At 55.9% G+C, this 14,479-nt stretch carries 12 protein-coding genes; 4 read left to right on the top strand and 8 right to left on the bottom strand.

The genetic code is table 11. The features are described 5' to 3' along the window. Nucleotides 1-27 precede the first annotated feature (27 nt). Both dpaL and ygeW read right to left on the bottom strand, forming a co-directional pair. Nucleotides 28-1,227, bottom strand: coding sequence for a diaminopropionate ammonia-lyase (gene dpaL / locus IAE27_RS06275; RefSeq protein ID WP_017145668.1), 1,200 nt, complete (start codon nt 1,225-1,227; stop codon nt 28-30). A gap of 60 nt (nt 1,228-1,287) precedes the next feature. Beyond that, nucleotides 1,288-2,475, bottom strand: coding sequence for a knotted carbamoyltransferase YgeW (gene ygeW, locus IAE27_RS06280; protein WP_049591846.1), 1,188 nt, complete (start codon nt 2,473-2,475; stop codon nt 1,288-1,290). 490 nt (nt 2,476-2,965) lie between these two features. On the opposite strand from ygeW, the gene IAE27_RS06285 reads away from it, so the two are divergent. After that, nucleotides 2,966-4,750, top strand: coding sequence for a sigma-54 interaction domain-containing protein (locus tag IAE27_RS06285; RefSeq protein ID WP_004103163.1), 1,785 nt, complete (start codon nt 2,966-2,968; stop codon nt 4,748-4,750). A gap of 72 nt (nt 4,751-4,822) precedes the next feature. Here the strand turns inward: IAE27_RS06285 and ychF are convergent, their stop codons facing one another. Both ychF and pth read right to left on the bottom strand, forming a co-directional pair. Beyond that, nucleotides 4,823-5,917: a redox-regulated ATPase YchF gene (gene ychF, locus IAE27_RS06290; RefSeq protein ID WP_004103162.1), complete on the bottom strand. Its 1,095-nt coding sequence runs from the start codon at nt 5,915-5,917 to the stop codon at nt 4,823-4,825. A gap of 117 nt (nt 5,918-6,034) precedes the next feature. Further along, nucleotides 6,035-6,619 carry an aminoacyl-tRNA hydrolase gene (pth, locus tag IAE27_RS06295; RefSeq protein WP_004103161.1) on the bottom strand — a complete coding sequence of 195 codons (585 nt, stop codon included), beginning with the start codon at nt 6,617-6,619 and terminating at the stop codon, nt 6,035-6,037. 272 nt (nt 6,620-6,891) lie between these two features. Between pth and ychH the strand changes: the two genes are divergently transcribed. Next, on the top strand, nt 6,892-7,167 hold the full coding sequence (ychH, locus tag IAE27_RS06300; protein WP_004103160.1) for a stress-induced protein YchH: 276 nt from the start codon (nt 6,892-6,894) through the stop codon (nt 7,165-7,167). A 209-nt stretch (nt 7,168-7,376) separates the two neighbouring features. After that, a complete protein-coding gene (locus IAE27_RS06305; RefSeq protein ID WP_154022470.1) occupies nt 7,377-8,423 on the top strand; it encodes a MerR family transcriptional regulator in 1,047 nt (348 codons plus the stop codon). On the opposite strand, the gene dauA is transcribed toward IAE27_RS06305, so the two are convergent. The 4 genes from dauA to lolB form a co-directional block, all read right to left on the bottom strand. Continuing rightward, nucleotides 8,424-10,103 (bottom strand): C4-dicarboxylic acid transporter DauA, encoded by a 1,680-nt coding sequence (gene dauA / locus IAE27_RS06310; protein ID WP_029496800.1) that lies wholly within the window; start codon nt 10,101-10,103, stop codon nt 8,424-8,426. Nucleotides 10,104-10,351: 248 nt separating this feature from the next. Next, nucleotides 10,352-11,299 carry a ribose-phosphate diphosphokinase gene (gene prs, locus IAE27_RS06315; RefSeq protein WP_004103157.1) on the bottom strand — a complete coding sequence of 316 codons (948 nt, stop codon included), beginning with the start codon at nt 11,297-11,299 and terminating at the stop codon, nt 10,352-10,354. A gap of 182 nt (nt 11,300-11,481) precedes the next feature. Next, entirely contained in the window at nt 11,482-12,330 is an 849-nt protein-coding gene (gene ispE / locus IAE27_RS06320) for a 4-(cytidine 5'-diphospho)-2-C-methyl-D-erythritol kinase (protein WP_024274374.1), read from the bottom strand. Further along, a complete protein-coding gene (gene lolB / locus IAE27_RS06325) occupies nt 12,330-12,941 on the bottom strand; it encodes a lipoprotein insertase outer membrane protein LolB (protein WP_004103154.1) in 612 nt (203 codons plus the stop codon). Before lolB ends, ispE begins: the two co-directional genes overlap by 1 nt. A 273-nt stretch (nt 12,942-13,214) precedes the next feature. On the opposite strand from lolB, the gene hemA reads away from it, so the two are divergent. Beyond that, nucleotides 13,215-14,471 carry a glutamyl-tRNA reductase gene (gene hemA / locus IAE27_RS06330; protein ID WP_004103152.1) on the top strand — a complete coding sequence of 419 codons (1,257 nt, stop codon included), beginning with the start codon at nt 13,215-13,217 and terminating at the stop codon, nt 14,469-14,471. Nucleotides 14,472-14,479: the final 8 nt, after the last annotated feature.

Raw genomic sequence — 14,479 nt, forward strand, 5'->3', positions numbered from 1 at the left:
CCGGGCGGGAGGAATTTGATAAGTTGGCTACTGCGCGGCCGGATGTTTGCCTTCCCAGACGACTTCGCGATAGTGCTTAACGTCGGTGTCGCCCTCGGTGCTAATCACCAGCACCACGGAATCGCTATCCAGCTTGAGCTTGTGCATCAGCGCTTCGCGCTGCGGATGGAAATGAATCGCCGCCAGCAGGCCGAGACCGACGGCGCCGGATTCGCCGGAGATAATGCGAGGATCCTGGCCCGTCGGGTTTCCCAGCACCCGCATGCCGAGGGCGGCGACGGCGTCCTGACAGGAGACAAACTGCGTGGCGCAGTTGCGCAGCACTTCCCAGCCCAGCGGGTTAGGCTCACCGCAGGCGAGGCCGGCCATAATGGTGGCCATATCGCCGCTGACGTTAACGATCTGGCCCTTCAGGGCAGAGCGATAGAGACAGTCGGCCAGCTCTGGCTCGACGATAATGGAATGGAGATGCTTCGCGCCGTAGACATCGGCCAGGTAGCCCAGCACGCCGCCCGCCATCGCCCCCACGCCGCCCTGCAGGAGCACGTGCGTCGGACGAGCGATTCCCATTGAGGAGAGCTGTTCTACCGCTTCATCAGCGAGGGTGGCGTAGCCCTGCATAATCCAGGTCGGAATTTTTGTGTAGCCTTCCCACGCGGTGTCCTGCACCACCTCCCAGCCGTTTTTCTGCGCGGTCTGCATGGTAAAGCGGACGGTGTCGTCGTAGTTCATGTCGGTGACGATACACTCGGCGCCGAGGCGCAGAATGGCATCAACCCGCTCCTGTGCGGAACCTTTAGGCATATAGATAACGGCGTTCTGGCCTAACTGGCGGGCCGCCCACGCCACTCCGCGGCCGTGGTTGCCATCGGTGGTGGTGGCGAACGTCATCTTCTCTTTAATGCTGGATTTGAGCGTTTCGAAGGAGAGATCGTTGATATCTAAATGGTATTTTTCACAGAGCAGCCTGGCAATAGCGTAAGAGCCACCGAGCATTTTGAAGGCATTGAGGCCAAAGCGTCGTGACTCGTCTTTGACGAGGATTTTTTGCACGCCAAACAGGGCGGAAAGCTCGTTCAGCGCCACCAGCGGCGTAGGCTTATAGCCGGTAATTTTTTGATGAAAGCGGCGAGCCTGCTGCGCCTGCTGGCGTGAAAACAGCGGCGAAGTCTCCCCGTTGAAAAAACGGTTTTCGGCAATATCCATTTTCAGTGAGAAAGCAGACATACTCGATCCTTATCCTTTTATGGGCGAAGTCATGAGGCTGGCCCGCAGGCCAGCCTGGGATTATTTGATGCGTTTCTGTGCTTCCTTGAGCAGCTGCTCCAGCACTTTGCCCGGATTGGCGTATTTGCGGCACACGATCATCGCGGCGATGATATACGGCTTCCAGCTGGCCTCTTTGTAGGTCGGGATACGGTACTTCTCGAAGACGCCCTCGGTAACTTCGCCCGCGTCGCAGGAGACGCCGGTGATATCCGCCGGCAGGCAGTGCATGTACAGCGCGTCGCCGTTGCGGGTGTGTTTCATCATCTCTTCCGTACAGTGCCAGTCTTTATGTCCGGCGTTCTGTTCAAGGCAGGCTTTTTCCAGCGCCTTCAGGCCTTCATGGTCATTCGCGCGCAGCAGCTCGGTGCGTTTTTCCATCACCTTGTACGGCGCCCAGGATTTCGGGTAGACGATATCGGCGTCTTTGAATGCTTCTTCCATGCTGTTTACCTGGCGGAAGCTGCCGCCGGAAGCTTTGGCGTTGTTTTTTGCCACTTCAATAACGTCCGGGATCAGGTCGTAACCTTCCGGGTGGGCGAGGGTAACGTCCATTCCGAAGCGGGTCATCAGGCCGATAATGCCCTGCGGTACCGAGAGCGGTTTGCCATAGCTCGGCGAATAGGCCCAGGTCATAGCGATTTTCTTGCCCTTCAGGTTCTCCAGCGAACCGAAGTGCTCGCGCAGCCAGGCGAGATCGGCCATGGATTGCGTCGGGTGGTCGATATCGCACTGCAGATTGATCAGCGCCGGACGCTGCGGCAGGACGCCCTGCTTGTGGCCGTCATCCAGCGCTTCGCCTACCTCACGCATGTAGGCATTGCCCGCGCCAAGGAACATGTCATCGCGGATGCCGATGGCATCGGCGCAGAAGGAGATCATGTTGGCGGTTTCACGGACCGTTTCGCCGTGGGCAATTTGCGATTTTCCCTCATCCAGATCCTGCTGGGCCAGACCTAACAGGTTGAGCGCGGAGGCATATGAGAAACGGGTGCGGGTTGAGTTATCGCGGAATACGGAAATACCTAATCCGCTATTAAACACTTTGGTGGCGATATTTTCATCGCGCAGGGTTTTCAGCGCGGCGGCGACATCCAGCACCTGCTTCAGCTCATCCGGCGATTGCTCCCAGGTCAGCAAAAAGTCTTTCTCACTGAGATGAGAGTTAAGTTTATTGATATCCTTAATCAGTTCGTTAACAGTTTTCATGTTTCAATCCTGGTCGTGAATGACGGCTTAATGATTGCTGTGCGGTCGGATATGCAGAGTTGCCGAATTAGCGACTGCCAGCGCTGTATAATCACTAACAATAAGCGTGCCAAATCCTCCGCAAGAGGCGACGGTCAAAATTGAATGGTTGAGATTATGCTAACTCGGTCACGAATTCAGGCGTGTTTCTCCGGCAGGGAAACGCTGACATTTGTGCCACTGGCGTCAATTCCAGCAGTACAGGCAAGGGAGGGCGCAGTGAATAATACGATTATCATCTTCACACTGCGCCAATATGATAAAATCCGCTGTGAATTTATCATATTGATAAGGAACTGTGATAGCTATTGCATATTTAAGATAAGGTGGGGGGATCGGCCCTATCTATATCAATGCTCGCCGCTAAAGGGAGTGGTATCATTCTTCATAGATAAATAAAACCGCCTCGCTCGATGCCGATCAGGTGAGCAATAATAGAAGGCCGATATACATGATACCGTCCAAAGCACCTTCCATTTTAATGCAGATTCAGCCTACAATTCAGAAGTTTGCAAGGATGTTGTCCAGCGTACTACAGTTGGAGGTTGAGATTGTCGATAACGAATTATACCGCGTTGCGGGAACCGGGGCTTATAGTAAGCAGATTGGCTATAAATTAAATTCAAATTCACGGCTTCTTCGTTACATTATTGAAACACAGAGCGAAAAGGTCGTCACCCATTCCCGCTTCGATCCTCTCTGCAAAGATTGTAACAATAAGGACAAGTGCGAAGAGAAAGCGTTCCTCGGCACTCCGGTGATGTATCACGACCGCTGCGTTGGCGTTATTAGCCTGGTGGCGCTAACCCGCGAGCAGCAGGAACGTATTAATGAGAACATTCAGGAATTTTCAGATTACGTTCGCCACGTCTCCAGCATATTCGTTTCTCGCTTTTTACAGGAACGGGCGGTTGGCGATAATATCCACAAAATATTTTTAACCATGATTGAAAATATGGACCAGGGCGTGCTGGTGGTAGGCAACGATCAAAAAGTTAAATTTGCCAACCAGGCCGCGCTGAAAATAATGAGCGTGACGCAGGGCCACGTTATTGGCAAGTCCATCCAGTTTCAGCCTTTGACCTTCGAAGATAATTTCAAGCACGGCCATATGCAGCACATTATCTCCTTTGACGATCGCAAGGAGCTCATTATCGGCCAGCTGCACGCGGTGCAGGATCAATGGCTGTTTTTAATGGCCTTTCACCAGTCGCACTCTTCTGGCGATTTCAGCTGCGGGCAGGAAGGGCCGCAAATTGAAGCGATGGTTGGCGAGTGTCGGCCTATGCGGCAGTTGAAAAAGCTCATCAGCCGCGTGGCGCCGAGCCCATCCAGCGTGATGATAGCCGGCGAGAGCGGGACCGGGAAAGAGGTTGTTGCCCGCGCTATCCACAAGCTCAGCGACCGCCACACGAAGCCCTTTATCGCCATTAACTGCGCCGCCATCCCCGAGCAGCTACTGGAGAGTGAACTGTTCGGCTACGTGAAGGGGGCGTTTACCGGCGCATCGGCTAACGGTAAGACCGGCCTGATTCAGGCGGCCAACAGCGGAACGCTATTCCTGGATGAAATTGGCGATATGCCGCTCACCCTGCAGGCCAAGCTGCTGCGGGCCATCGAATCACGAGAGATTCAGCCGGTAGGCGCCAGCCATCCGGTTCAGGTCGATATCCGCATTATTTCCGCAACCAATCAAAACCTTGACCAGTACATTGCGGAAGGGAAGTTCCGCGAAGATCTCTACTATCGCCTGAACGTCATCCCGCTGCGTCTGCCGCCGCTACGCGAACGCCAGGACGACATTGAGCTACTGATTCACTATTTTCTGCATTTGCATACCGGCCGGCTCAACCTGGTTTACCCCGGCGTCGCGCAGGATGTGATCGATTTCCTCAAACGCTACCGCTGGCCGGGCAATATTCGCGAACTCAGCAATTTGATGGAGTACCTGGTCAACGTGGTGCCCTCGGGCGAGATTATCGATATGTCCCTCCTGCCGCCCAATCTGTTGAGCAGCGGTGAACTGGCGAGCCAGCCGACAGCGCCTGTTTCAGCGGCAGCGACCATCGCCCAGGAGGAAAACGTAACGGCGCTGGAAGAGATGGAGCGGCAGATGATCCGTGACGCCCTCTCTCGCTACAGTAATAAAAAGCAGGCAGCGGACGAGCTGGGTATCGGCATCGCCACGCTGTATCGCAAAATAAAGAAATATTCGCTGGCGGCGGGTCAGAACTGACGGGAACGGCGGCAATAAAAAAATCCACGCGAGAGCGTGGATTTTATGACTGGTCTCAGAGCGCAGAAAGGCTTAAACGTTGAACAGGAAGTTCATCACATCGCCATCTTTTACGATGTAGTCTTTACCTTCAGCGCGCATTTTCCCGGCTTCTTTGGCACCCTGTTCGCCTTTGTAGGTAATAAAGTCTTCATAGGCGATGGTCTGCGCGCGGATAAAGCCCTTTTCGAAATCAGTGTGGATTTTACCTGCGGCCTGCGGAGCCGTTGCGCCGACCGGGATAGTCCACGCGCGAACTTCTTTCACGCCTGCGGTGAAGTAGGTCTGCAGGTTCAGCAGTTCGTAACCGGCGCGGATAACGCGGTTCAGGCCAGGCTCTTCAAGACCCAGTTCGGCCATAAACTCATCGCGGTCGGCATCGTCCAGCTCGGCGATATCGGACTCAACGGCGGCGCAAACGGCGACGACCACCGAACCTTCGGCAGCGGCGATTTCGCGGACTTTATCGAGATAAGGGTTGTTCTCAAAGCCGTCTTCGTTGACGTTGGCGATATACATGGTCGGCTTCAGGGTCAGGAAGCTCAGGTATTTAATCGCCGCTTTGTCTTCGTCGGTCAGATTTTTCAACGAACGCAGCATACCGGCATTCTCAAGGTGCGGCAGGCATTTTTCCAGCGCCGCCAGCTCGGCTTTCGCGTCTTTATCGCCGCCTTTGGCTTTCTTCTGCACGCGATGGATGGCGCGTTCGCAGGTATCCAGGTCGGAGAGCGCAAGTTCGGTATTGATCACTTCAATATCGTCAGCCGGGTCCACTTTATTGTTAACGTGGATAATGTTGTCGTTTTCGAAACAGCGCACCACGTGACCGATAGCTTCGGTTTCGCGGATGTTGGTCAGAAACTGGTTGCCCAGGCCTTCGCCTTTGGAGGCGCCTTTGACCAGGCCCGCGATATCAACGAATTCCATCGTGGTCGGCAGAATACGCTGCGGTTTAACGATTTCAGCCAGTTTGTCCAGACGCGGATCGGGCATCGGCACGACACCGGTGTTCGGCTCAATGGTACAGAAGGGGAAGTTGGCCGCTTCAATACCCGCTTTGGTGAGCGCATTGAACAGGGTGGATTTGCCGACGTTGGGCAAACCGACGATACCGCATTTGAATCCCATGATTTAAATCACCTTAATCTTTGGATAATCAACCTGTTACAGTGAACAGATTGTAGAAAAGTAAATAACTTCGCCTATTATACACGGTGCGTGACAAAAATTCCGCACGCCGACCGGTTATTGCGCTTTAAAAGCGTGTAAACGGTTGGTCGCTTTGGTCAGGCCATCCTTCATCCACACTTCGGTGCAGCGTACCGCTTCGTCAACGGCCTCATCAATCAGCTTCTGCTCGCTGGCGGGCGGCTTGCCCAGCACAAAACCGACAACTTTATTTTTATCGCCCGGATGGCCGATTCCCACGCGTAAGCGGTGAAAGTTCGGGTTATTGCCCAGCTTGCTAATGATGTCTTTCAGGCCATTATGGCCGCCGTGACCGCCGCCCAGCTTGAACTTAGCGACGCCAGGCGGTAAGTCGAGCTCATCGTGGGCGACCAGGATTTCATCCGGGTTAATGCGAAAAAAGGTCGCCATCGCGCCGACGGCTTTACCGCTCAGGTTCATAAAGGTCGTTGGGACCAGCAGGCGAACATCCTCGCCCGCAAGGTTAATCCGCGAGGTATAGCCGAAGAATTTGCTCTCTTCGCGCAGCGGCGCGCGGTAGCGTTCTGCCAATAAATCCACGTACCAGGCGCCGGCGTTATGTCGGGTCGCTGCGTATTCAGCGCCGGGGTTCGCCAGGCCGACAATCAGTTTTATGCTCACTTTTTTATCCTGCTTGGATCGTTCTCTGGCGCGTAGTGTACTGTCTGCGCGCGCGGTTGACAAAATTCTGCCAGCGAAGCGCGGCCGGAACGGATAATCACGGCTTTGAACAATTAGAATTTGATGTTGTTCAGTAGGTTATTTGTAAACTTTTGTTGGCAAGATGTTCGCTTATGTGATCGTCCACGCAATCGCTATATTGGCTATTGTCTATACTACACCTATAAGATTTGGGGATATTCCCATGCAACCCAAGGTTCCGGAGGTGACATATGAAACGCAGAAACGCTTCGTTACTCGGTAATGTGCTGATGGGGTTGGGGTTGGTCGTCATGGTTGTCGGCGTTGGTTATTCCATTTTAAACCAGCTTCCGCAGCTTGACCTGCCGCAGTTTTTCGCACACGGCGCGATATTAAGTATCTTTGTCGGCGCGGTACTGTGGCTGGCGGGCGCGCGTATCGGCGGTCATGAACAGGTCAGCGACAGATACTGGTGGGTTCGCCACTACGATAAACGCTGCCGCCGCGATCAGCATCGCCACAGCTGAGTGAATTCTTTACCACCAGCCGTTGTCAACGGCTGGTGCGTTTTCATGCAGCCTGGTCAGGCTGTCTTTTTGATGTCGTCTCAATTCCTTATTTCTCTCATTGTGCTTCTTCGGCATAGTCTGCTTAATACCCTCCCCGTATTTAGCGCTTGACCCTGACGTCACGTCAGGCAGCAGAGTCGTGCCACTGGTATACGAAAGGAGCAGCCATGTTAATTCAGGTGGGAGAACTGGCGAAGCGCGCCGGAATGACCGTCCGCACGTTACATCACTATGAACAAACGGGATTGCTGACGCCTTCGGCCAGAAGCGCGGCGGGTTACCGGTTATATAATCTGGCGGCCGTTCAGCGGCTGCATATGATTAAAGCGCTGGCGCAGGCCGGGCTGGAACTCGCCACAATTAAGGACTATCTCGACCGGGACGCCTTCTCGCTGTCCGATCTGCTGGTCAAGCAGATCGCCACCCTCGACCGACAGCTGCAAACTCTCTCAACGCTGCGCCAGCGCCTGGCGCTGCTGCGCGAAGAGCTGGACAGCGGAGGCGAGCCCGATCTCGAGTCCTGGGTACAAACGCTGGAGCTGATGAAAATGTACGATCGCTGGTTTAGTCAACAGGAATTACAGGTGCTGCCGTTTGCGGAGCAGGATGAGCAGCGTAACCAGACATGGCTGGAGTTGGTGGGGGAAGCGCAGCAGCTCATGGACGAACGCTGCCCGGCAGATGAGCCGCGGGCGATTGCGCTGGCAACCCGCTGGATGGAGCAGCTGGAGCAGGATACCGCCGGCAGGCCGGAGTTTCTGACTCGCCTGAATGAGATGCACGCCGCCGAACCGCAGATGCGTGAACAAACCGGGGTGACGCCGGAGATGATTGATTTCATTACCCGTGCTTTTGCCGAAAGCAAGCTGGCCATCTGGGCGCGCTATCTGAACGCCGAAGAGCTGGCCTTTACCCGGCAGCACTATTTCGATCGCCTGATGGAGTGGCCGGCGCTGGTGGCCGACCTGCATCGGGCCTGTCGTGAGAAGCGAGAGCCGGCCTCCCCGGAAGGTCAGCAGCTGGCGCAGCGCTGGCTGGCGCTGTTCCAGTCTTACGCGGGTAAGGATGCGCAGACGCAGCAGAAGTTTCGCTATGCCATGGAGCAGGAGCCGCATTTGATGAAGGGAACGTGGATGACTTCGGAGGTGCTCAGCTGGCTTCAGCAGGCGATTGGCGTGATGATGCGGCAGGCGCAGGGGCCTGCCGCCGAATAATTAAATATCCGCCAGCGCGGCGTTGCGGTCCGGGTAGAAGCTCAGACGGCCCGGAATGGGTTTAACGCCGGCGCGCGCCAGCGTGCGCAGCGGCTGAAACTCCAGATTCGACACGCGCAGTTCACAGCCTTCCGGCAGCTTATTCACGAAGCGCTGGAAGGCATCCAGCCCGCCGGCATCCAGCACCGGTACCGCATCCCATTTCAGCACCACGATACGCTTACCTTCCACTCTGGTTTCGAGGTCGGTAAATAGCCCTTCCGCAGCGGCGAAAAATAGCGGGCCAATCACGCGCAGCACCAGCACGTCGTCAGGAACTTCGACGTTAACCGGCGCGAGGCGGGTCATACGCGCGATCCGGCGCATAAACAGCAGGGAGGCCAGCACAATACCGACGCTGATCGCGATGACCATATCAAACAGTACGGTCAGCGACATGCACATCAGCATGACGATAATGTCGTCTTTTGGCGCATAGCGCAGCAGGTTAACAACCTTGTGCGCTTCGCTCATATTCCATGCCACCATCAGCAGCAGCGCCGCCATAGCGGAAAGCGGCAGCCAGGAGAGCAGGGGAGCGAGGATCAGCAGCGCCATAATGACCAGCAGCGCGTGGATCACGGCGGAAATCGGCGAAGTCGCCCCGGCGCGGACGTTGGCCGCCGAGCGGGCGATGGCGGCGGTGGCGGTAATGCCGCCGAAGAACGGAGCGACGATATTGCCCAGCCCCTGGCCAATGAGCTCGCTATTGGCCTTATGTTTGGTGCCGGTCATGCCGTCCAGCACTACGGCGCACAGCAGGGACTCAATCGCCCCGAGCATGGCCATGGAAAAGGCCGCCGGCAGCAGCGCCCGCAGCGAGGACCAGCTAAGCGTGAACTCCGAACCGGGCATATCCCACGGCAGCACCAGCTGCGGCAGCAGCTGCGGAATACCGTTGCCCTGACTGCCGTCGGCGAGAATATAGTGGAACTGAGAGCCGATGGTGGCGACGCTGCCGCCGAGCAGATTAACCACGCCCATGACCGCGCAGCCTGCCAGCAGCGCCGGCAGGTGGCCCGGCAGACGAATACCCAGGCGAGGCCAGATAATCAGCGTGCCCAGCGTGACAATACCGATGGCGGCATCGCCGGGATTAATCGTCGGCAGCGCCATAACCAGCGCGCCGACTTTCTGCAGATAATGTTCAGGCACGTGCGCCATCTGCAGACCGAGAAAATCTTTAATCTGCATGGTACCAATGGTGATACCGATCCCGGAGGTGAAGCCGAGGGTAACCGATAGCGGGATATATTCAATCAGCCGGCCAAAGCGTGCCAGGCCGAAAAGAATCAGGAAGATCCCAGACATCAAAGTTGCAACCAGCAGTCCCGCAAGGCCGAACTGCTGCGAGACCGGGTAGAGAATGACCACAAAAGCGGCGGTTGGCCCGGAAACGCTGAAGCGCGAGCCGCCGGTTAACGCAATCACGATCCCCGCCACAGCAGAAGTGTAGAGACCGTACTGCGGCGCCACGCCGCTGCCAATTGCCAGCGCCATCGCCAGCGGGATAGCGATAATCCCGACGGTAATCCCGGCGATCACATCACGGGTAAACCGCGAAGCGGTATATTTTTCTTTCCAACAAGCGTCGATGAGGGCGCGGAAAGGCATCACATGTGAGGAAAATAATCTGTTCACAATAATGTTTCATCCATGAGCGCATCATCTGTCAACTAAATGGCAGGTGAAGGAGGCATTGGTCATATCCACGTCATCCTTCGGATGCCTCTCTGCTGGCTGCGTTCATTTACCTCGATCACGTACTGCCGGTACGCTCCCGGGATTCATTCACTTGCCGCCTTGACGCATGCCGAATGATATTGTGGAAGAATAAAAGGTTCAGAGACAAAAAAACCCGCCGCAGCGGGTTTTTGTGCCGGGCTCGATTAATGTTCGAACATAGCAGAGATAGATTCTTCGTTGCTGATACGACGAATCGCTTCGGCCAGCATACCAGACAGTGTCAGAGTACGTACCTTTTCCAGCGCTTTGATTTCCGGCGTCAGCGGAATGGTATCGCAGACGACGAATTCGTCAATCACAGAGTTTTTGATGTTCTGGATGGCGTTGCCGGAGAAGATCGGGTGCGTTGCGTAGGCGAATACGCGTTTAGCACCGCGCTCTTTCAGCGCTTCTGCGGCCTTACACAGGGTGCCGCCGGTATCGATCATATCGTCAACCATCACGCAGTCACGACCAGCGACGTCACCGATGATGTGCATCACCTGAGAAACGTTAGCGCGCGGACGGCGTTTGTCGATGATAGCCATATCGGTATCGTTCAGCAGCTTGGCGATAGCGCGAGCGCGAACCACGCCGCCGATGTCCGGAGAAACCACGATAGGGTTATCCAGGTTCAGCTGCAGCATATCTTCCAGCAGGATCGGGCTGCCGAATACGTTATCCACCGGAACGTCAAAGAAGCCCTGAATTTGTTCTGCGTGCAGGTCAACGGTCAGAACGCGGTCAACGCCGACGCTTGACAGGAAATCAGCAACCACTTTCGCGGTGATAGGAACACGAGCAGAACGAACACGACGGTCCTGGCGAGCATAACCGAAGTAGGGGATAACAGCGGTGATACGACCTGCCGAAGCACGACGCAGAGCATCAACCATAACAACCAGTTCCATCAGGTTGTCGTTGGTGGGAGCACAAGTGGACTGGATGATGAAAATATCACCACCGCGTACGTTTTCATTGATTTGTACGCTGACTTCGCCGTCGCTAAAACGACCTACAGCGGCGTCGCCAAGAGAAGTGTACAGGCGGTTGGCAATACGTTGTGCTAGTTCCGGGGTGGCGTTACCAGCAAAAAGCTTCATATCAGGCACGAGAAGAACCTCAGGCATGCGTCCAGTGGTGGATGAAATGGGCCAAAAACTGTGCGGGTGGGCACGATTTCATCCAGGCGGTGTATTTAAAGAGCCCGATGCAACGTCTGGAACAGGGTGACGTTGTCACCGTAACTCAGTTTCCCCGGCGTTTTCGCCAGATTTGCTATAATAAGCAGAACTTAGCGCAGCGCCTGCTTGAGCGGAGAGATGTTAACACCTCGCGCCACGAAGCCATGCAGCCATGCCGGGGCTTTTTCAAGCACCTGACGAGCGGCGGATTCAGTGTCAAATTCAGCAAATACACATGCACCGGTGCCAGTCAGGCGCGACGGCGCATATTCTAACAGCCAGGAAAGCGCCGCATCAACCTCACGAAAACGTTTTCTTGCGATAACCTCGCAATCATTGCCGAATTTACATTTTAATAACGTATTAATTGACCTGGCCGGGGTATTGCGCGGAAGTTCCGGATCGCGAAAAATGATCGGCGTTGGAATGCTGACCCCCGGATGCGCCACCAGATACCATTTTTCCTCCGGTTCGGCCGGGGTGAGAATTTCCCCGATGCCTTCAGCAAAGGCCGCATGGCCGCGAACGAACACCGGCACGTCGGCGCCGAGCTGCAGACCCAACGCCGCCAGCTCATCTTCCGGAAGATTACAGCCCCACAAGTGATTCAGCGCCACCAGTACGGTGGCCGCGTTGGACGAGCCGCCGCCGAGGCCGCCGCCCATCGGCAGCACCTTATCAATGCTGATATCGGCGCCGCTGCCTGCAGGAAGCTTCCCGTCCTGCGCTGCGGCCTGCATTAACAGCCTGGCCGCGCGAATAATCAGATTCTCTTCATCCGGTACGCCGTCAACCGGCGTTAGCAGACGCAGTTGGCCATCGTCGCGCGGTTCAATCGTCAGCGTGTCGCCATAATCCAGAAACTGAAAAAGCGTCTGCAGCGTGTGGTAACCGTCGGCGCGCTGCCCGGTAATGTATAAAAACAGATTCAGTTTTGCGGGAGAGGGCCAGCGGGTCATCATTTCACAATCCAGTTATCCATTTTCAGCTTGATGCGCTGACTGCCGTCGTTAAGTTCCATATTGGCTGGTAGCGAAGGTTTGGTGTCTGAGGTGTAGCCGCCCCAGGTGACGTGCCAGGTTTTGCCGTTTTGCGTGTAGTTCAGTTCGCGCAGGCGATACTGGTCATCAAGCGAGTAGTCGGTGGCCTCGCCCGGCAGGCCAATGATCCACTGCCGGAGGCTATTGAGCGGAATCGGCATGCCGGTCAGGCGGCCAATCATCTCTTCGGCGTCGGTCGCCGTGTAAGTCTGGCCTTTATTGTCAATCAGCTGCACGTTGCCCGGCTGGGCGGTTAACGACAGTTCGGTGCTGCCGAGCGGGTTAGTCAGCAGCAGGCGGTAGCGGTCCTGGCCCGTCTGCTGCCAGAAGAAGCGGGCATAGACTTTTTGCTCATCAGAAAGATAAGCAAAAGCGCCGCGCGTCTGGAACTGATTAAGATTGCGGACATCTTGCTGGTGCTGACGCCACTGTGGAGAATCCGGGCTTTTACCCGGCCCTTTCGGAGCATTAATCGCACAGGCGGTCAGAACGAGGCTTGCCAGCGGCAACAGGCGGAACAGTCGATTCATAATGATGACAAATCCTTGATGTCTACAGTGAAATGCGGCGGATGAGAGAAACAGGTGGCCGATTTGTGTAGCGGGTTACAATTATAACCATTAATGCTAGCGTTGCCGGGCGGTAGCGTCTACGTTCAAGTTGTCTGAAATCAAAAAATTACCGTTAATGGCTATTACAGATTAGCTATTACTCCAAAAGGGGAGCCTCTCTTTTATTGATTACGCGCATCCTGTATGATGCCTGCAGACTAACCTTAGCAACGCTGGTACTACTCCCTCACAATGACCCTTTTAGCTCTTGGCATTAACCACAAAACAGCTCCTGTAGCGCTGCGAGAACGCGTAACGTTTTCGCCGGATACGCTCGATCAGGCGCTGGAGAGCTTGCTGGCCCAGCCAATGGTGCAGGGCGGAGTGGTGCTGTCGACCTGTAACCGCACGGAACTTTATCTCAGCGTCGAAGAGCAGGATAACCTCCAGGAAGCTCTGATTCGCTGGCTGTGCGACTACCACGGTTTAAATGAAGAGGACCTGCGTAAAAGCCTCTACTGGCATCAGGACAACGAGGCGGTCAGTCACCTGATGCGCGTCGCCAGCGGTCTTGATTCGCTGGTGTTGGGCGAGCCGCAGATCCTCGGGCAGGTGAAAAAAGCCTTTGCGGATTCCAGCCGTGGGCACCTGAACGTCAGTGAACTGGAGCGCATGTTCCAGAAGTCGTTCTCAGTGGCCAAACGGGTGCGCACCGAAACCGATATCGGCGCCAGCGCGGTCTCCGTGGCGTTCGCTGCCTGTACTCTGGCGCGGCAAATCTTCGAATCACTCTCCAGCGTGACCGTGCTGCTGGTCGGCGCCGGTGAGACTATCGAACTGGTGGCTCGCCATCTGCGCGAGCATAAAGTCCGCAAGATGGTGATTGCCAACCGCACCCGCGAGCGCGCTCAGGCGCTGGCCGATGAAGTCGGCGCGGAGGTGATCGCGCTGAGCGATATCGACGAGCGGCTGAAAGAGGCCGATATCATCATCAGTTCTACCGCCAGCCCGCTGCCGATTATCGGCAAGGGGATGGTGGAGCGCGCGCTGAAGGCGCGCCGCAATCAGCCGATGCTGCTGGTGGATATCGCCGTTCCGCGCGATGTCGAACCGGAGGTTGGCAAGCTGGCGAACGCCTATCTTTACAGCGTGGACGATCTGCAAAACATCATTCAGCACAATCTGGCGCAGCGTAAAGCCGCGGCGGTGCAGGCGGAAACCATTGTTGAGCAGGAAGCCAGCGAGTTTATGGCCTGGCTACGCGCCCAGAGCGCCAGCGAGACCATCCGCGAATATCGTTCCCAGGCCGAGCAGGTCCGCGAGGAGCTGACGGCGAAAGCGCTGGCAGCGCTCAATCAGGGCGGCGATGCGCAGGAAATCATGCAGGATCTGGCGCGCAAGCTCACTAACCGCCTGATCCACTCGCCAACCAAATCTCTTCAGCAGGCCGCCCGTGACGGGGATGATGAACGCCTGCATATTCTGCGCAACAGCCTCGGGCTGGAATAGCGCACCTT

Origin of the sequence: Klebsiella sp. S69 (assembly GCF_016516145.1) — a bacterium.
Lineage (GTDB): Bacteria > Pseudomonadota > Gammaproteobacteria > Enterobacterales > Enterobacteriaceae > Klebsiella > Klebsiella oxytoca.

Coding starts and splice junctions, on each gene's coding strand:
- hemA (WP_004103152.1), top strand. CDS start 13,215: ATGACCCTTTTAGCTCTTGGCATTAACCACAAAACAGCTCCTGTAGCG.
- lolB (WP_004103154.1), bottom strand. CDS start 12,941: ATGAATCGACTGTTCCGCCTGTTGCCGCTGGCAAGCCTCGTTCTGACC.
- ispE (WP_024274374.1), bottom strand. CDS start 12,330: ATGACCCGCTGGCCCTCTCCCGCAAAACTGAATCTGTTTTTATACATT.
- ychH (WP_004103160.1), top strand. CDS start 6,892: ATGAAACGCAGAAACGCTTCGTTACTCGGTAATGTGCTGATGGGGTTG.
- dpaL (WP_017145668.1), bottom strand. CDS start 1,227: ATGTCTGCTTTCTCACTGAAAATGGATATTGCCGAAAACCGTTTTTTC.
- ychF (WP_004103162.1), bottom strand. CDS start 5,917: ATGGGATTCAAATGCGGTATCGTCGGTTTGCCCAACGTCGGCAAATCC.
- ygeW (WP_049591846.1), bottom strand. CDS start 2,475: ATGAAAACTGTTAACGAACTGATTAAGGATATCAATAAACTTAACTCT.
- IAE27_RS06305 (WP_154022470.1), top strand. CDS start 7,377: ATGTTAATTCAGGTGGGAGAACTGGCGAAGCGCGCCGGAATGACCGTC.
- IAE27_RS06285 (WP_004103163.1), top strand. CDS start 2,966: ATGATACCGTCCAAAGCACCTTCCATTTTAATGCAGATTCAGCCTACA.